The sequence below is a fragment of the Streptomyces sp. NPDC006332 genome, from assembly GCF_040612855.1.
Classification (GTDB): Bacteria; Actinomycetota; Actinomycetes; order Streptomycetales; family Streptomycetaceae; genus Streptomyces.
This window is the reverse complement of record NZ_JBEXRA010000013.1, coordinates 111544-128260: the sequence shown is the minus strand read 5'-3', so window position 1 is coordinate 128260 and position 16717 is coordinate 111544. Positions and strand designations below refer to the sequence as shown.

Sequence of the window (16717 nt, the reverse complement as noted above, 5' to 3'; positions counted from 1 at the left end):
TACCGTGGAGGGTGTGTACCGGTTTCTGCTGACGCCCCGTTGGTGGGGGATCAACGTCTTCGTGCTGCTCGCCATCCCCTTCTGCGTCTTCATGGGGTCATGGCAGCTCAGCCGCTTCGAGGGCCGGATGCAGGACCAGCGCAGCGCCGAGACGCAGGCCTCGACCAGCGCGCGTGAGGCTGCCCGTCCGCTGTCCGAGATGCTGCCGGTGGACAAGGCGACCTCCGGCCGACAGGTCACCGCGACCGGACGGTACGCCAAGCAGCTGCTGATCCCGGACCGCGAGCTGGACGACCGCGACGGCTACTACGTCCTGACGTTGCTGCGCGTCGACGGTGGCAAGGCCCTGCCGGTGGTCCGGGGATGGCTGCCGGGCTCCCCCGACCCGGCGAAGGTGCCGGCCGCGCCGCGCGGTGAGGTCACCGTCACCGGGGCGCTGCAGGCGTCCGAGACGCCCGGGGACAACGGGGTCAGCGCGCAGGGAGGTCTCCCGGCGGGGCAGACCGCGGCGATCAGCGCGGCGTCGCTGGTGAACCTGGTGCCGTACGACGTCTACGACGCGTGGGTCACGCTGACCCGGGCGGACTCCGGGATGACGGCCGTGCCGGCGGCGGCGCCCGCAGACACCGGGCTGGACCTGAAGGCGTTCCAGAACCTGGGGTACACCGGGGAGTGGTTCGTCTTCGCCGGGTTCGTGGTGTTCATGTGGTTCCGGCTGCTTCGGCGCGAGGTGGAGTTCCTGCGGGACGCGGAACTGGGCCTGGTGCCGGAGCCCGACGGTGACCAGGAGCGGGTGGCGGTCTGAGGGGCCGTCCCAGAAGGCCGCCTCGGGAGACCGCCTCAGAAGGCCGCCTCGGGAGGCCGCTTCGGGAGACCGCCTCCGGAGACCGCGGCCCCTGGAGCGACGACGCCCCCGAGCCCGCGAGCTCCGGGCGTGCCGCCGGATCCTTACCGAGCAGGGCCGTCAGCGAGGCGCGGAGGTGCTCCGCGCGGGGCCAGGCCCTACGCCCCGGCCAGTACGCCCGTCCAGTACACCGTGCCGGCGCACGCGTTGGACACGACCGCCGAGACCGACGGCGCGCCGCCCTCGGCCGTGTTGGTGACGGTCACGCTGCCGTCGGCCGTGGTGCCGTCCGTGACCAGCTGGGGCGCGCTGCCGGTGTCGCCGCTCGTGGTGCTGCCGCCGTCCGCGGTGGGACCCTCGGTCGTGGGCGACGGGTCGGGTGACGGGCTGCCCGTCTCGCCGCCGGCATTGTCGCCGCCGGTCGTGGGGCAGGTCTCGGAGGGCACCCAGGCGAACTGCACCTGGTACGAGGAACCCGGCTGCAGCAGCATCGAGGTGACCTCCAGGGACGGGTCGGGCAGTGCGGCCGCCGCGTCCCCGGCGACATGCCGGACCGTGTTGATCTTGGTGGCGTCCGCGGCGCCCTGCGGGGACGGGGACACCGAGCCCGGCCCGCTGACCGTACAGGCGGTGCCGGAGACGTTGGTGAAGCGGAAGGTGCCGTAGACCGCGCCCACGGAGTCGGGGGCGTTGACCGTCTGGGTGGGCGAGCCGATCTCGGTGGCCGTGCACGCCGAGACGCCGGCCGGGGTGGTGGGCGGGGCGCCCGCGCCGGTGGTCGCTCCGGTGGCGCTGCCGGTGGCCTTGCCCTTGCCGGGTTGCTTCTCCGGGGCCTTGGCCTTGTCCTCGGTCTTGCCCGCGGTCCCGCCGGAGGTGGTCTCCCCGCCGTCCGGGCCCTTGCCCTGACCGGCCCCGCCCTGCGCCATCGAGCCGTGTCCGGCGATGGACGGGTCGGCGCTGAGGCCGTGTGAGTTGGAGACGTGCCACAGGGCCGGGATGGCGGTGCCGACGAAGAGCGCGGCGGCCGCCATGCCGACGAGGGCCTGCCGCTTGCGGGCACGCCTGGCGGGCACCGCCTTGCGCAGGTGGTCCAGCGTGCCGTCGCGCGGCTCGACCTCCTGGACCGCCTGGTGCAGCAACCTGCGCAGGACCAGCTCTTCCGAGTCGAGCCCCGAGGGGCTCTGGTCGTCGGGGCGGTGGTTCACAGTTCCGTTCCCAGCGTGCGATTGCTTCGGCTCTTCGTTGCCCGGCGGGTCTGTTGGCTCGTGCCACTCGTACGGCTCGTGCTCATGGGTGACGTGCAGATGACGTCGCCCGTCGTGCTCGCGGCTCATGCCGGGGTCTCCATGGCGACCCGCAGGGCGGCGATACCGCGTGAACCGTACGCCTTCACGGAGCCCAGCGATATCCCGAGCGTCTCGGCGACCTGCGCCTCGGTCATGTCCGCGAAGTAGCGCAGCACCAGGACCTCGCGCTGGCGGCGCTGCAGACCCTTCATCGCGTTGATCAGCGAGTCGCGTTCCAGCAGGTCATAGGCCCCCTCCTCGGCGCTCGCCATGTCCGGCATCGGCTTGGAGAGCAGCTTCAGGCCGAGTATTCGGCGGCGCAGGGCGGAGCGGGAGAGGTTGACGACCGTCTGCCGCAGGTACGCGAGCGTCTTCTCCGGGTCCCGGACGCGTTTGCGCGCGGAGTGGACGCGGATGAACGCCTCCTGGACGACGTCCTCGCAGGAAGCGGTGTCGTCGAGGAGGAGCGCCGCGAGGCCCAGCAGCGAGCGGTAGTGCGCTCGGTAGGTCTCGGTGAGGTGGTCGACCGTGGTTCCGGCCGCCACCGTGTCCTCGGAGTGCTCGGCACCGTCACGCTGGTTCGGTATGCGGGTGGGCCGCGCTGCGGGCATGGGCGCGATCACCGGCAGGCCACCGGACGTGCCGGCCATGCGGGGTCGTAGAGCCGCGCGGGGCGGCCGTAGAGCCGGGCCGCGCGGGGCCGCGATGAATTGGAGTACCTCTGCCACGCCTGTTGGACACGCTTCACCCCATCAGGGTTGTACGAGACCGGCCGTCTTCTGTCAGGGAGCACAACTGACCGTGCGTCAAACGCGCTCATGCCCTACCCGCTCTTCCCCTGTGTCCTGAATGACCGGAGCGTCCCCACGCCCCGAAAAACGTCCCCGCGCCCGCCGAAGGGCGTCCGCAAAGACGCTCCCCGCCCTCCGCGCGGTTGCGGAGGGCGGGGAGCAAATCTTCGGACGCCGAGCAGGCTCGGTTCAAGTGGTCCGGACCATTATCCCGCACCACATGTCATACACAGATCCTACAAATGAATGCGCTTTCAGCCAGGACTTTTACGGCACTAATGCCGTGCAGCACCACGTGTCGCTCGTAACACCAAGGGTTCGTGAAGGCGCTTTCGCCAGGACAAGTCCGGCCAGGTAGGGGCAGTCGGGCCGAGAGGGACCAGTCGGCCCAGGACAGGACGGACAGGTCAGATCGGACCGGACCGGGTTCAGCCGAACTCGGCCGCGACCAGCTCCGCGATCTGCGCGGTGTTGAGGGCCGCGCCTTTGCGCAGGTTGTCCCCGCACACGAAGAGTTCGAGCGCGGTGGGGTCGTCCAGTGCCCTGCGCACCCGGCCCACCCAGGTGGGGTCCGTGCCCACGACATCGGCGGGCGTGGGGAACTCCCCCGCGGCCGGATCGTCGAAGAGGACCACCCCGGGGGCCGTGGCGAGGATCTCGCGCGCCTTGTCCACGGTGACCTCGCCCTCGAAGCGGGCGTGGACGGTCAGCGAGTGCGTGGTGACGACCGGCACCCGCACGCACGTCACCGCGACCGGCAGCTTCGGCAGGGAGAGGATCTTGCGCGACTCGTCGCGCACCTTCATCTCCTCGGAGGACCAGCCGTCCTCGCGCAGCGACCCGGCCCACGGTACGACGTTCAGCGCGACCGGCTCCGGGAACGGCCCGGTGTTGTCGCCGACGGCCCGCCGCACGTCTCCGGGGCTGGTCCCCAGTTCCGTGCCGGCGACCAGGGACAGCTGCTGGCGCAGGGTCTCCACCCCGGCCCGGCCCGCCCCGCTCACCGCCTGGTAGGAGGAGACGACCAGCTCGCGCAGCCCGAACTCGGCGTGCAGCGCGCCCAGGGCCACGATCATGGAGAGGGTCGTGCAGTTGGGGTTGGCGATGATGCCCCGCGGCCTGACGCGGACCGCGTGCGGATTGACCTCGGGCACCACCAGGGGCACCTCCGGGTCCATCCGGAAGGCGCCCGAGTTGTCCACCACCACCACGCCCCTGGCGGCGGCGATCGGCGCCCACTGGGCGGCGACCTCGTCGGGGACGTCGAACATGGCGACGTCGACCCCGTCGAAGGCGTCCTCGGTGAGCGCCACCACCTCGACCTGCTCACCGCGCAGGGCCAGCTTGCGGCCGGCCGAGCGCGGGGAGGCGATGAGTCGGATCTCGCCCCAGATGTCCGCGTGCTGCGAAAGGATCTGGAGCATGACCGAGCCGACGGCTCCGGTCGCTCCCACGACCGCGAGCGTCGGTCCCGCGGTCATCGCCCGGTGCCTCCGTAGACGACTGCCTCGTCGCTGTCGGAGTCGAGCCCGAAGGCGGAGTGGACCGCGCGCACGGCCTCGTTCACGTCGTCGGCACGGGTGACCACCGAGATACGGATCTCGGAGGTCGAGATCAGCTCGATGTTCACCCCCGCGTCGGACAGCGCCTCGAAGAAGGAGGCCGTGACGCCCGGGTTGGTCTTCATGCCGGCGCCGACGAGGGAGATCTTGCCGATCTGGTCGTCGTAGCGCAGCGAGTCGAAGCCGATGCCGCCCTTGTTCCGCTCCAGGGCGTCGATGGCCTTGCGGCCCTCGGTCTTCGGCAGCGTGAAGGAGATGTCCGTCAGGCCGGTGGAGGCGGCGGACACGTTCTGCACGATCATGTCGATGTTGATCTCGGCGTCGGAGATCGCACGGAAGATCGCGGCGGCCTCGCCCGGCTTGTCCGGCACACCGACGACCGTGACCTTGGCCTCGGAGGTGTCGTGCGCGACACCGGAGATGATGGCCTGCTCCACCTTCTTGTCCCCTTGCTCGATCGACTCACTGCTGACCCACGTGCCCCGCAGCCCACTGAAGGACGAGCGGACGTGGATCGGGATGTTGTAGCGGCGCGCGTACTCCACGCACCGGTGAAGCAGCACCTTCGACCCGGAGGCGGCGAGCTCCAGCATGTCCTCGAAGGAGATCCAGTCGATCTTCTTCGCCTTCTTCACCACCCGCGGGTCCGCCGTGAACACGCCGTCGACGTCGGTGTAGATCTCACACACCTCGGCGTCGAGGGCGGCCGCGAGCGCGACGGCCGTGGTGTCGGAACCACCACGTCCGAGCGTGGTGATGTCCTTCTTGTCCTGGCTGACGCCCTGGAAACCGGCGACGATGGCGATGTTGCCCTCGTCCAGCGCGGTCCGGATCCGGCCGGGCGTGACGTCGATGATCCGCGCTTTGTTGTGGACCGAGTCGGTGATGACGCCTGCCTGGCTGCCCGTGAACGACTGGGCGCTGTGGCCCAGGTTTTTGATCGCCATCGCCAGCAGGGCCATGGAGATCCGCTCACCGGCGGTCAGCAGCATGTCGAATTCCCGGCCGCTGGGCATCGGAGACACCTGCTCGGCGAGATCGATCAGCTCGTCCGTCGTGTCGCCCATCGCGGAAACGACGACGACCACCTGGTGGCCGTTCTGCTTCGCTTCCACGATCCGCTTGGCGACGCGCTTGATGCCCTCGGCATCGGCTACGGAGGAGCCTCCGTACTTCTGCACGACAAGGCCCACGTGCGCTCCTCGCTCACTCAGTCTGTGTATCCGCAGTCCACACATACGCATATGTCCTGCGGTCGGCTCAGTCTATCGAGCGCCCGAAAAACGCCTCCGCGGTATCGCATGCTGAGACTTCGACGCCCAGGTCAGCGCATGCCCAGATCGAGGCCTTCGAAAAAGTGCCAAGTGTCACAAGGCGAGATGGTGAATCACGTTTCAAGCACGGGTGCACGCCGAACAGGGGCTGGAGCGAGCTTCACGATCACCCCCTCACGCGTACGTCTGTTCGGATACGGTCTGTGCATGGACGTACTGCGCTACGTGGCCTTCACCACCGACCCCGCCGGCGGCAATCCGGCGGGTGTGGTGCTCGACGCCACCGGAATCGACGACGCCACGATGCTCAAGACCGCGGCGGAGGTGGGTTACTCCGAGACGGCGTTCGTCGTCCCGCTCGACGACGGATCCCTGGACATCCGCTACTTCAGCCCGCTCGCCGAGGTGCCGTTCTGCGGCCACGCCACCATCGCGACCGCGGTCGCACACGCCCAGCGTCACGGTGCCGGGTCCCTGCGGCTGCGGACGAGGGCGGGCGAGGTCACCGTCTCCACCGCCCCGGCCGAGGACGGCTCCATGACCGCCACCCTGGTGAGCGTCCCGCCCCGATCGGTCCCCCTCGCCGACGCGACCCTGACCGAGCTGCTGGCGGCCCTGCGCTGGTCCCCCGACGACCTCGACCCCGCGCTGCCGCCCCGCGTGGCCTACGGGGGCGCCTGGCACCCGGTGATCGCGACCACCAGCCGGGCCCGGCTGGCCGACCTCGCCTACGACATGACCGCGCTGTCCGCGCTCATGAGCCGCGAGGACTGGACCACCGTCGACCTGGTCTGGCGAGAGTCACCGACCGTGTTCCACGCCCGCAACCCGTTCCCTCCCGGTGGCGTCGTCGAGGACCCGGCCACCGGCGCCGCGGCCGCCGCCCTCGGCGGTTACCTGCGCGAGCTCGACCTTGTGCCGCTCCCGGCCACGCTGACCATCCATCAGGGAGTGGACATGGGACGGCCCAGCACCATCACGGTCACGGTTCCGCGCGAGACGGGCAGCGGGATCGGGGTCTCGGGGGCCGCGGTCCAGATCTCCTGAGCATCCGACCCTCGCACCGGGTCAGTCCGCGAACTCCTTGAGGGGCTCGGTGTCGAGGGTGATGTTCACGGGGTCCGGGATCTCTACGGCGGTGCCGAGCGGCTTGTTTACCTGCTGACGATATCGGCCGCCCTCAGGGTGGGTGAAGACAGTGACCGTGCAGTCATCCCGGTCGATGAGGACGTAGATCGGGATACCAGCAGCGGCGTAGCCATCAGGCTTGTCGACACGATCACGCTGAGCCGCATCGGCGTCCCACGACGTGACCTCTACGGCCATCAGAGCTGCCTCTGTCTCCGACCATTCGCCATGCCCCTTGAGACTCCCTCTGGGAACCAGAACCCCGTCCGCACGTGCGCGCCCCTTCCTGTAGTGCTCCGTTTTGAGGCCGCGCTCTGCGTGCAGCCATAGGTCGGGGCGGTGCTGCATGCACACCCTCTGCAGCCAGGCGACGATCTCACTGTGATTGCCGTCCGGCATGGGCTTGACGACGACCTTTCCATTGATGAACTCCAACCAGACAGTCTCGGGCGCTGCTCGCTCCAGCTCCTCGAAGTCCTCGACGGACATCTGCGGCTGGTACTCGGTCCTGGGGGTCATGGCGTCGCCTCCTCGACTCCATGGTGCCCTGACCGGCGCGTCCTGCACGCTCACCGCAGCCCCGCCGCTCGGCGGAGTGCGTCGACACGGTCGGTGACGTCGATGACCTCGTCGGCACCCGGCAGACTGCTGCCTCGGCGCGGGCCGGGAAGGAAGGTCTCAGGAACGGGCTCGTACACCGGCCCTTCCTGTTCGCACAGCGCGAGGCATTCGCCGCACAGTCCGTTCACGATCTTCGCCGTTCGCTCGTCCGCGTCGCACAGACCGCAGGCCATGATCACGCGGGTCACGCGGGCACGGCGGGCGGCCTTCTGCCGGATCTTCGCCTTCTTCGGGGGCATCTTGTTCTCCAATCGGGTGCGGGCGAATCCGCCCGGGTTGGCGACCGTGGACGGCAGTCCGTCGGTCAGGGCCTTGGTGATGTCGTGGGGCGTCGCGCCACGGGACAGCCAGTCCGCGGCGACGGCTTCGAGAGCCCGGCAGTCGCTGTCGGACAAGGACATACGGGGGTCGGCGGCGCGGAGTTCCGCGAGAGTCAGGTAGGCCTCGCTGGGCTGCTCGTCACCCGGATCGGTGGGCTGCTCGGCACGCGGTTCGGCCCTCGGAACCACCTCGTCGGCTTCCGGAGCCTTCTCTTCGGCGTCCTCGGTCCGCGCCAGGCCCGGGTGGTAGTGCTCGGTCACGTCCTTGCCGTGGCGCTCCCGCGCGAACTCCTCCCACCACTCCGGCGACCTACGGGTACGCGACCAGTACGTGCGGGTCACCCACCGCATCGAGTTGTCCTCGACGGTGATGTGCTCCTTGATCCAGCGCAGGTGGCCGGCGAGGGTGATACGGCCCATCGCGGTGCGGACGGCCTGCTGGCCGTACTGCGGGTGCTCCGCCGCGATCGCCTTGTAGCCCATGGCGTGGCCGTCTTCGAGGTGGTCCACGAAGACGGCGAGCTCGCGTTCGCGGGGGCTCAGGTGTGCGAAATCCGAGTCCGCGTGCGGTTCTTCGTCACCCGCGGTGCGCTTTCCGTAGCCCGTTTTGGCCATCGGGTGCGACGGGGACGGCAGGGCGGGGCTAGGGTAGGCGTAAGCCACGATCGAGTCCTGTTCGATTCGTCGGTCAGGCCCCGGAGCCGGTGTTGGCGCACCGACCGGGGCCGATCTTTTTGGATGTCTGCCGCGAACCTAGAGCGGCTTTACGTTCCGAAGCAAGCCGATCACGGAACGTCACCCATTCGAGGTACGACGCCTCAACTCGCGTACAGACTTGGTTGGTTGGTTGGATTTCAACCAGACCAAAAACCCATGGGAAGAGCTCGGGGCTCGGGGCTCAAGCTCCGGGACGACCTGCGGAAACGGCGGAGATGAACGCCGTCCAGGCGGGGGCGGGGATGTGGAGTTCGGGGCCTGTGGGGGTCTTGGAGTCGCGGATGTGGATACGGGTGGAGAACGCGACTTCGAGGCAGGCGCCGCCTTCGGAGTTGCTGTAGCTCGACTTGAACCAGTCGAGAGCGACCTCCACGCAGTTGCCGCCCTCGGAGTCGCTGTAGCTCGACTTGAGCCAGTGCAGCTGATCACTCATGGCTGATCCACCATCCCCTCGATGAAACGTGCCGACTCGTCGGGGCTGAGAGCCTGCGCGCGGATCATGCTAAGCATCCCGCTCGCGCGGCTGACAACCTTCGGATCGGCAGAGAGCGAGCTCGACAAAGCGCCTTCCGCGAAGGCAAACCGCTCGTGATCTCGGGTCTCCAGCAACACCATGGGGCCCATGAGTGCCGGAGCGATGGCACGTTCGAGAGGAAGCACCTGCATCACGACGTTGTTCAGGCGGGCGACCTCCAGCAGGCGGCCCAGTTGTTCCACGTCCACCTGCGGGCTACGCAAAGCGGCCTCGTAGAAGACGAAGCTCAGGGCCACGGGTGGCTTCCGCCCGGTGAGAATCGTCTGCCTCTCCAGGCGGGCCGCGATCCGCTCTTGAACCGTCTCTTCGTCCAGAAGGGGGACGTGGTTCTCGATGAGGGCCGTCGCGTATCTCTTCGTCTGCAACAGCCCGGGGATGTACGTGACTTCGTACCACCAGAGACTGATCGCTTCCTTCTCACGCTGCATGAAGTCCACAGCTCCCGCCGGGAACTTCTCCCTCTGCAAGTACTCCTTCGCCGCGCTCAGCAGCCCCTCCGCCCGGCACAGCTCATCGGCCACATCGAGCACCCGGGGCGTCGGCATGCGTACACCCTGCTCCATCGACTTGATGGTGTCCGGCGAGTAGTTGGAGGCGGCAGCCAGCTCCTCCCGCGTGACGTTCGCCTTGGTCCGCCAGCGTTTCAACTGGTTGCCGCTGTAGCGCCAGGCAACCGGCATCTGGGAGTTGTACTGACCCGACACAGCACGCGCCTCCTACGGATACACCCCGGCGTGTATCACCTCAGTCGCTACCGAGCGTAGCGGCGCGACCGTCATCGTGTGACCATGACGAACGCAATTCACCGCCCGGACTGGATCCCGGCCTCCGGTCACCAACTCCGCGTGGCGGGCGTGCACTTCGACGCCGTACGGATCGAAGGCGTACGAGGGGAACTGGTCGCCGAGCGGCTCATCGAGGCGGCGGACGGGGACGCCGGGCCGGTCGTGTGCGAGGCGGCCGGGTTCCGGTGGATGTACTTCCTGCTGGCGCCCGGTGAGGTGCGCGGGCGCGGCTGGCCGCTGGGTGTGCAGCGGTTCGGCGGCCGGGGTGACCGCGCCCTCACCTACATCGGGATCCCGGCGCTGGACGGCAACACCTGGCCGCTGCGCTGGTACAGCGAACCGACGCCCACCGCACCGCACGTCGATCCGGAGGCGCTGCTCACGGTGTTGTGAGGCGCTACTTTCCGGGCCGCATCCCCAGCGGCGCACCGATCTCCTGCGCCATCACCCGGCCGGCCTCGAACTCCAGGGTCTCGTCGCCCACGTCCTGGTCCGTGTCCAGGCCGTCGAGTTCGTCCAGGGGCTGGTTCAGGCGGACGTGCGCCACCACGGACTGGAGGGCTCGCAGCGTGGCCGAGGCCGTGGTTCCCCAGTTGGAGAAGTACGAGAACTGCCACCACCACAGGGCCTCCGTGGTGCGACCCGCTCGGTAATGGGCCATGCCGTGGCGGAGGTCGGCCATGACGACGGCCAGGTCGTCGGAGATCCGGGCCGGGACCGGCGCCTTGCGGGGCTCGTAGGGGTCGAAGACCTCGGAGTAGACGTCGATCGGCTCCAGGAGGCGGGCGAGGTTCTCGCGGAGGTCGTCCACGTCCGGCTCCGGGCCCAGGTCGGGCTCGTAGCGCTCGTCGGGGACGATGTCCTCGTGGGCGCCCAGGCGTCCGCCGGCCAGGAGGAGCTGGGAGACCTCCAGGAGGAGGAAGGGTACCGCCGAATCCGGCTCGTCGCCCTTCGCGACCTCTGTGACGGCCACCAGGAAGCTCCCCACCTGGTCCGCGATCTGGACCGCGAAGTCGTCGGGGTTCTGGCTGGTCGCGTGCAGCGTGGCGTCAGACATCTAGGAGTCGTCTCCCCTCGAAGGCGCGGCCGAGGGTCACCTCGTCCGCGTATTCCAGGTCACCGCCCACCGGGAGGCCGCTGGCCAGGCGGGTGACCTTGAGGCCCATGGGCTTGATCATGCGGGCGAGGTACGTGGCCGTCGCCTCGCCTTCGAGATTCGGGTCGGTGGCCAGGATCAGTTCCGTGACCGTGCCGTCCGCCAGACGGGCCAGGAGTTCCCTGACACGGAGGTCGTCGGGTCCGACGCCCTCGATCGGGCTGATCGCGCCGCCCAGGACGTGGTACTTGCCCCGGAACTCACGCGTGCGCTCGATCGCGACGACGTCCTTCGGTTCCTCCACCACGCAGATCACCGAGAGGTCGCGGCGAGTGTCGCGGCAGATGTTGCACAGCTCCTCCTGCGCGACGTTGCCGCAGGTCGCGCAGAAGCGGACCTTCGCCTTGACCTCCATCAGGCACTGCGCGAGACGCCGTACGTCCGTCGGCTCCGCCTGCAGGATGTGGAAGGCGATCCGCTGCGCGCTCTTGGGACCGACGCCGGGCAACCGCCCCAACTCGTCGATGAGGTCCTGGACCACGCCTTCGTACAACGGACTGCCCGTCCTTCCCTGCTTGTTGAGGGTCCTGCTCTGTCCGTACGGTAGTTGGCCGATGCCCGTCTTAGAAAGACGGGCCGGGGATCAGAACGGCAGGCCCGGGATACCGCTGCCGCCGCCGAGGCCCTGGGCCAGCGGGCCGAGCTTCTGCTGCTGGAGCGCCTGCGCGTTCTCGTTGGCCGCCTGGACGGCCGCGACGACGAGGTCGGCGAGGGTCTCGGTGTCGTCAGGGTCCACCGCATTGGGGTCGATCTTCAGCGCGCGCAGCTCGCCGGCGCCGGTGACCGTCGCCTTCACCAGCCCGCCGCCGGCCTGGCCCTCGACCTCGGTCCGCGCCAGTTCCTCCTGGGCGTTCGCCAGGTCCTGCTGCATCTTCTGGGCCTGCTGCAGCAACTGCTGCATGTTGGGCTGGCCACCACCGGGGATCACGATCAGCTCTCCTTGGTCGGTACGGGTTTTCCCGTTCAGCACGAGCCTACGTGGTCTGTCCGGCCGCCGCCCCAGCACTCTTTCGAGTGAGTCGACTGTGAGTCCTATACCTGGCCAAGGCCCCCCTTCCGGGCGGAAAAGACACGAAACCCGGCTCTTCGCCACCCTTGAGCGGTAGTAAGGGTGCGGCACATCAGCATCAGCCGTCACGTAGCGTGATCGGCCGGGATCAGGTAGGGAGTGCCGGGTGGGTCAGCCGGAGATGCAGCCCGAGGGTCCGCCTCAGGACGGTCGGGGTGAGGGGGAGCTTCGGGCGGGCGATCTGACGGGGCGGGCGTTTCCGCACGGCGACTGGGGCGAGCCCGCCGTACGGCTGGACGAGCTGTACCGGTGGGTCGAGCGCGGGGCGATGGAGACGGCGTCGTGGTACCTCGCGGACCGGGTGTGGAAGCGGCGGGGCGCACGGATGCTGCGGGTGGGCGCGGCGGGGGGCGCGGTGGCGGGGGCGGCGTTGCCGCTGCTGGACCTGACGGGCGCGGTGGGCGGGGTGGCGCCCTGGGGGTATCTGGCGTTGCTGCTGGGGGTGGCCTGCGTGGTCGGGGACCGGTTCTTCGGGGTGACGTCCGGGTGGATGAGGGACGTGGCCACAGCTCAGGCCGTGCAGCGGCGGCTTCAGGCTCTGCAGTTCGACTGGGCCTCCGAGAGCGTGCGGGAGGTTCTGGGCCCGGCGGACGGGACGGCGAGCGAGGCGGCGGAGCGGTGCCTCGGGGTGCTGCGGCGGTTCTCGGAGGACGTGACGGAGCTGGTGCGGGCGGAGACGGCGGACTGGATGGTGGAGTTCCGGACGGGGGCGGCGCAGTTGGGGACCCGACCGGTGGGGACCACGGGGCAGCGACAGGACTCGGGGGCGCCGGGATCCGGGCGGTTCACCTCACCGCCGAGTGCCGGCGCCCGCCCGAACATGCCTCGTCAGCGGCCGCCGGAGCCGAGGTGAGAGGTGCCGGGGGCAGGTGCCTGTACCTGCCTCTGGCCCTCCGCTAGTCCCCGCTAGTCCTCCGCGCAGATGCGCAGGCCCTCCGGGGTCGCGCACGGGATGTGGCCGTGGACGCGGATCACGTCCTGGCCGTTTCCGCGGGCGAGGTAGGTCAGGAAGCTGGAGGCCAGCGAGTCGGCCGGGGGGCGGCCGTAGGTGTAGGCGTACTCGATCTCGCGGTACGGGTAGGGGTTCGTGCCGTGCTCGATGGCGTCCACGGAAGGGGTGTGGCCGTCGAGGCGGAGCAGGTGCAGGCCCTTGGAGCGGGTGGCGGCATTGAGTTCGCTGTAGCCGATCGCGCCAGGAAGACGGGCGACCGTTGTCAGGACCTGGTCCGTGGAGTCGAGTTCACAGCGGATGGCGGTCGCCGTGACGTCGTCCTTGTGGACGCAATCGACAGATGAGTTCGCGATCTCGCCCCGCTCCAGTACCCGACGCTGGAACACCTGTCTGGTCCCCGAGTTGGCGTCCCGGCTGACCAGGTGCACGGGCAGGTCGGGGCCGCCCAGTTGCCGCCAGTTCCTGATCTCGCCCCGGTAGAGACGTCGTACGTCCCGCATCGACAGGTTCGTCAGTCGTACGTCGTCGTTGACCACCAGCGCGAACACCGACACCGCCACCCGGGTCTCGCGCAGCTCCGGCAGACCGCCCGGCTTGGGGCCGTCCGACAGGGCCACGACCGGTGGCGATCCCTTCGCGCCCTGCTTGGTGCCGGCCGCCGCCAACTCCCGTATGCCCGCCGTCGACCCGTGCGGATCCACCTCGATGGTCGCGCCCTCGCAGTCCCGCTCGTACTTCTTGGCCACTTCCGCCAGGACGGGGGCGAACGCCGTCGAGCCGGTGAGGGTCAGCGAGCCGGTCGCGCAGCCGATCGGGGGACGGGTGTCGTCACGGGTGACGACGATCGTGGCGAGGGTCAGGACGCTGGCGGTCAGCATGATGGTGATCAGGCGGGCCGCCCGGCTGAACAGGGGCGGCTTCTCGTCGGGGGTGGCGCTGCGGTTGGGGTGGACCTCGCCCTCCCGGATGCCGCCGCTGAGCCGGATCTCGCTGCCCACGTCGCCGCCGGCGAGCATCACGAGCAGCTTGAAGTGGTCGCCCCGGTTGAGCGGGACGCGTGGGACGCGCAGGGTGTTGCCCTCGTAGCCGAAGCCCCTCGTGGGAGTGAAGTGGTCCATCAGGTGATCGGTGTCGGACGGCTGGGTGACGGAGACGCCACGGATGGTCCGGTCGGTGAACACGACGGTGAGACCGTGGACTTCGGGGCTGGTGTAGTCGTCGCGGTCGATGCCCTGCGAACCGTCGTTCTCGATGCGGAGCAGCACGAGGGTCGCGTCCGACATGCCCGGCGCCTCGTCGAACACGCCCATGCGGACATTGGCCCGGCCGCTACGGACGTCGTCACCTATCGGGTTGTCCATCTGGACGCGGTAGCCGATCCTCTTGCGGCGCGGTACCCGGCGTTCGTACCAGACCATGACTCCGGACGCGGCGATACCGAGCAGCGCCGTGCCCACGGCGACGATGTTCTCCGCGCTCAGAAACTCCACCGTGGGTGCCCCCGCTACTCCCCGGATCCGAATCGTGGGGTCACCGTACGGCCGTGCGAGCGCGAATCGCGGTGTGGTCGACGGAAGTTCGCCGGACGTTCAACGACGGCGTCCGGGCGGCGGCGGGGTCATTGGCGGGTGTAGGTCAGTTTCTTGTCCGTGCCGGCGTTGGTGCGTTGGAGCCTGCCGTCCGGCAGCAGGCTGATCTCGCTCGCCTCGCCCGGTGAACAGGAGGAGCGCGGCTCGCCGGTCGTGACCGTGGAGGGACCGATCCGCAACGGGCCGCCCGCGCTCGGCGCCTCGGCCAGGTCGGCCTGGAACACGCAGTGGTAGCTGCCGTTCGGGGTGGGACCGTCGGCGATGAGGGAGAGCACCGTGTCGCCCTTCTCGCCCTGCTGGAGGGTGAGTTCACGGGTGTGCGGGCCGTCGGCGCTGTCGATCGTGGCGTCCCAGGTGCCGAGGTAGTCGGTCGGGATGGTGCCGTCGGACGATGGCGCGGGGGTGGTGGGCTGCGAGGAACTCGGGGACTGCTGTCCGGTGGTGTCCTGGCCTCCCGGGTCGGTGGGGGCCGTCGTGGAGGGGGTGGGCGTGCCGCCTGCCTGGTCGTCGTCGCCGCCGTTCATCAGCGCGTACACCGAGCCGCCGGCCGCCAGCGCGACGACCAGGGCGATGAGGACGAGCACGGCGGTGGAGCGGGAGGTGCTCCGGGGGTTCTGGGGGGCGGCGGGGCCGTAGGGCGGAGAGGGCGCGGTGGGCGGGCCGTAGGGCGGGGTCTGGCCGAGGCCGCCGTTGTGGTGGTAGGGCGGTGGCGTGCCGGGGCCCGCCGTCCAGGGCGCGGGGCCGCCGGGCTGCTGCGGATAGCCGTACGCCGAGGGCTGCGGGTGTGGTTGCGGGTAGCCGTAGGCGGGGTGGGCGGGCGCGTCTCCCGGCGGGGGCATCTGTCCGTTCGGGCCCGCGAGGACGGTGGGCAGGTGGTCCACGCGTGGCCCCGGCACGGGCGGACCGGCCGGAGCGGCGGGGGCGGGAGTGGGAGCGGGGGGCTGGGATTGGGGCTGGTTCGGAGTCGAGGCCTGGTTCGGGATCGCGGCCGGAGAGGAGTCGGCGGCGGCGCCGTGCTCGGGAGGCACCTCGGCGTCCACGGCCGCACCCTGGCCCGCGGCGGCAGCGGCACCACCCCCCGCCCCCTCCGGATCCTCCGTGTCCAGCAACCGCACCGCGTGCCGTCCCAGTTGGGCGACCAGCGCGCTCGGCAGCCACGGATCCCTCGACCGGCCGCCCACGACCGTGTCCTCCGCGCCGGTGCGCTCCAGGACCTGGTCCAATGTCGGGCGCGCCCCCGGGTCCTTGCGCAGGCAGTCGCGGACGAGGTCGGCGATGCCCTCGGGGACGCCCGTCAGGTCGGGGTCCTCCTGGGCGATGCGGAACATCAGGGCGTGGACCCCGCTGTTGGCCGTGCCGAAGGGGAGTCTGCCGGTGGCGGCGTAGGCGAGGACCGAGCCGAGGCAGAACACGTCGCAGGCCGGGGTGATCCGGTCGCCCCGCACCTGCTCCGGGGCCATGAAGCCCGGCGAGCCGACGAGGGCGCCGGTGCGGGTGAGCCCGCCGTCGGTGACCGTCTCCAGGGCCCGCGCGATACCGAAGTCGATGACCCGCGGCCCGTCGATCGTGATCAGCACGTTGGACGGTTTGAGGTCGCGGTGGACGATCCCCGCCGCGTGGATGTCCCCCAGCGCGTGGGCGAGCCCGGCCGCGAGGATACGGACCGTGCGTTCGGGCAGGGCGCCGTGGTCGTGGCCGACGATCTGCTGGAGGCTGGGCCCGGCGACGTACCCGGTGGCGACCCAGGGCACCGCGGCCTCGGTGTCCGCGTCCAGCACGGGCGCCGTCCAGTACCCGCCGACCTGCCGCGCGGCCTGCACCTCCTGCCGGAACCGCGCCCGGAACTCGTCCTGCGCGGCCAGTTCCTCCCGTACGAGTTTGACGGCGACCGTCCGGCCACGGTCGGACCTGGCCAGATACACCTGCCCCATCCCGCCGGCGCCGAGACGCGCCAACAGCCGGTACGCACCGATCAGTTGCGGATCCCCGGACCCCAGATTCTCCATCGTCGCGTCGCCTTCCCCCGCCCCGCACGTGAGCAACAGATCGAGGATAGTGCGGCCCGCCCCCGCGATGAGCTGGGCTTTG

At 70.0% G+C, this 16717-nt stretch carries 17 protein-coding genes; 4 read left to right on the top strand and 13 right to left on the bottom strand.

Translation table 11 applies throughout. The features are described 5' to 3' along the window. Nucleotides 1-13: 13 nt before the first annotated feature. Entirely contained in the window at nucleotides 14-805 is a 792-nt protein-coding gene (locus ABZ027_RS14855) for an SURF1 family protein (protein ID WP_356768107.1), read from the top strand. A 197-nt stretch (nucleotides 806-1002) separates the two neighbouring features. On the opposite strand, the gene ABZ027_RS14850 is transcribed toward ABZ027_RS14855, so the two are convergent. The 4 genes from ABZ027_RS14850 to ABZ027_RS14835 all read right to left on the bottom strand — a co-directional run bounded on the left by ABZ027_RS14850 (nucleotide 1003) and on the right by ABZ027_RS14835 (nucleotide 5676). Then, nucleotides 1003-2178 (bottom strand): hypothetical protein, encoded by a 1176-nt coding sequence (locus ABZ027_RS14850; RefSeq protein WP_356768106.1) that lies wholly within the window; start codon nucleotides 2176-2178, stop codon nucleotides 1003-1005. Beyond that, nucleotides 2175-2780, bottom strand: a complete 606-nt coding sequence (locus ABZ027_RS14845) for a SigE family RNA polymerase sigma factor (RefSeq protein ID WP_356768104.1) — start codon at nucleotides 2778-2780, stop codon at nucleotides 2175-2177. The genes ABZ027_RS14850 and ABZ027_RS14845 overlap by 4 nt, the downstream gene beginning before the upstream one ends. Nucleotides 2781-3349: 569 nt before the next feature. Beyond that, on the bottom strand, nucleotides 3350-4402 hold the full coding sequence (locus ABZ027_RS14840) for an aspartate-semialdehyde dehydrogenase (RefSeq protein ID WP_356768102.1): 1053 nt from the start codon (nucleotides 4400-4402) through the stop codon (nucleotides 3350-3352). Beyond that, nucleotides 4399-5676 (bottom strand): aspartate kinase, encoded by a 1278-nt coding sequence (locus ABZ027_RS14835; protein WP_356768100.1) that lies wholly within the window; start codon nucleotides 5674-5676, stop codon nucleotides 4399-4401. Before ABZ027_RS14835 ends, ABZ027_RS14840 begins: the two co-directional genes overlap by 4 nt. A gap of 288 nt (nucleotides 5677-5964) precedes the next feature. Between ABZ027_RS14835 and ABZ027_RS14830 the strand changes: the two genes are divergently transcribed. Beyond that, complete coding sequence (locus tag ABZ027_RS14830; protein WP_356768098.1) at nucleotides 5965-6804, top strand: PhzF family phenazine biosynthesis isomerase; 840 nt, start codon at nucleotides 5965-5967, stop codon at nucleotides 6802-6804. Nucleotides 6805-6825: 21 nt separating this feature from the next. Here ABZ027_RS14830 and ABZ027_RS14825 read toward each other — a convergent pair whose 3' ends face one another. From ABZ027_RS14825 to ABZ027_RS14810, 4 genes are all read right to left on the bottom strand, one after another. After that, nucleotides 6826-7404 (bottom strand): Uma2 family endonuclease, encoded by a 579-nt coding sequence (locus ABZ027_RS14825; RefSeq protein ID WP_356768096.1) that lies wholly within the window; start codon nucleotides 7402-7404, stop codon nucleotides 6826-6828. A gap of 50 nt (nucleotides 7405-7454) precedes the next feature. Beyond that, nucleotides 7455-8489 carry a hypothetical protein gene (locus ABZ027_RS14820; RefSeq protein ID WP_356768094.1) on the bottom strand — a complete coding sequence of 345 codons (1035 nt, stop codon included), beginning with the start codon at nucleotides 8487-8489 and terminating at the stop codon, nucleotides 7455-7457. Nucleotides 8490-8724: 235 nt separating this feature from the next. Continuing rightward, nucleotides 8725-8976 (bottom strand): DUF397 domain-containing protein, encoded by a 252-nt coding sequence (locus ABZ027_RS14815; protein WP_356768093.1) that lies wholly within the window; start codon nucleotides 8974-8976, stop codon nucleotides 8725-8727. Further along, entirely contained in the window at nucleotides 8973-9758 is a 786-nt protein-coding gene (locus ABZ027_RS14810) for a helix-turn-helix transcriptional regulator (protein WP_356768194.1), read from the bottom strand. Before ABZ027_RS14810 ends, ABZ027_RS14815 begins: the two co-directional genes overlap by 4 nt. Before the next feature lie 102 nt (nucleotides 9759-9860). Here ABZ027_RS14810 and ABZ027_RS14805 point away from each other — a divergent pair, with 102 nt between their 5' ends. Further along, entirely contained in the window at nucleotides 9861-10256 is a 396-nt protein-coding gene (locus ABZ027_RS14805) for a hypothetical protein (RefSeq protein WP_356768091.1), read from the top strand. A gap of 4 nt (nucleotides 10257-10260) precedes the next feature. Here ABZ027_RS14805 and ABZ027_RS14800 read toward each other — a convergent pair whose 3' ends face one another. The 3 genes from ABZ027_RS14800 to ABZ027_RS14790 form a co-directional block, all read right to left on the bottom strand. Beyond that, nucleotides 10261-10920: a DUF5063 domain-containing protein gene (locus ABZ027_RS14800; RefSeq protein ID WP_356768089.1), complete on the bottom strand. Its 660-nt coding sequence runs from the start codon at nucleotides 10918-10920 to the stop codon at nucleotides 10261-10263. After that, nucleotides 10913-11512, bottom strand: coding sequence for a recombination mediator RecR (gene recR / locus ABZ027_RS14795; protein ID WP_356768087.1), 600 nt, complete (start codon nucleotides 11510-11512; stop codon nucleotides 10913-10915). Before recR ends, ABZ027_RS14800 begins: the two co-directional genes overlap by 8 nt. Nucleotides 11513-11602: 90 nt before the next feature. Then, complete coding sequence (locus ABZ027_RS14790) at nucleotides 11603-11947, bottom strand: YbaB/EbfC family nucleoid-associated protein (protein WP_356768085.1); 345 nt, start codon at nucleotides 11945-11947, stop codon at nucleotides 11603-11605. Between the two features lie 247 nt (nucleotides 11948-12194). Between ABZ027_RS14790 and ABZ027_RS14785 the strand changes: the two genes are divergently transcribed. Further along, on the top strand, nucleotides 12195-12941 hold the full coding sequence (locus tag ABZ027_RS14785; protein ID WP_356768083.1) for an SLATT domain-containing protein: 747 nt from the start codon (nucleotides 12195-12197) through the stop codon (nucleotides 12939-12941). Nucleotides 12942-12994: 53 nt separating this feature from the next. On the opposite strand, the gene ABZ027_RS14780 is transcribed toward ABZ027_RS14785, so the two are convergent. Then, nucleotides 12995-14530 carry a substrate-binding domain-containing protein gene (locus tag ABZ027_RS14780; protein WP_356768082.1) on the bottom strand — a complete coding sequence of 512 codons (1536 nt, stop codon included), beginning with the start codon at nucleotides 14528-14530 and terminating at the stop codon, nucleotides 12995-12997. A gap of 128 nt (nucleotides 14531-14658) precedes the next feature. Beyond that, on the bottom strand, nucleotides 14659-16635 hold the full coding sequence (locus tag ABZ027_RS14775) for a protein kinase (RefSeq protein ID WP_356768080.1): 1977 nt from the start codon (nucleotides 16633-16635) through the stop codon (nucleotides 14659-14661). Nucleotides 16636-16717 lie beyond the last annotated feature (82 nt).

Coding starts and splice junctions, on each gene's coding strand:
- ABZ027_RS14850 (WP_356768106.1), bottom strand. CDS start 2,178: ATGAGCCGCGAGCACGACGGGCGACGTCATCTGCACGTCACCCATGAG.
- ABZ027_RS14845 (WP_356768104.1), bottom strand. CDS start 2,780: ATGGCCGGCACGTCCGGTGGCCTGCCGGTGATCGCGCCCATGCCCGCA.
- ABZ027_RS14840 (WP_356768102.1), bottom strand. CDS start 4,402: ATGACCGCGGGACCGACGCTCGCGGTCGTGGGAGCGACCGGAGCCGTC.
- ABZ027_RS14830 (WP_356768098.1), top strand. CDS start 5,965: ATGGACGTACTGCGCTACGTGGCCTTCACCACCGACCCCGCCGGCGGC.
- ABZ027_RS14825 (WP_356768096.1), bottom strand. CDS start 7,404: ATGACCCCCAGGACCGAGTACCAGCCGCAGATGTCCGTCGAGGACTTC.
- ABZ027_RS14815 (WP_356768093.1), bottom strand. CDS start 8,976: ATGAGTGATCAGCTGCACTGGCTCAAGTCGAGCTACAGCGACTCCGAG.
- ABZ027_RS14810 (WP_356768194.1), bottom strand. CDS start 9,758: ATGCCGGTTGCCTGGCGCTACAGCGGCAACCAGTTGAAACGCTGGCGG.
- ABZ027_RS14800 (WP_356768089.1), bottom strand. CDS start 10,920: ATGTCTGACGCCACGCTGCACGCGACCAGCCAGAACCCCGACGACTTC.
- ABZ027_RS14775 (WP_356768080.1), bottom strand. CDS start 16,635: ATGGAGAATCTGGGGTCCGGGGATCCGCAACTGATCGGTGCGTACCGG.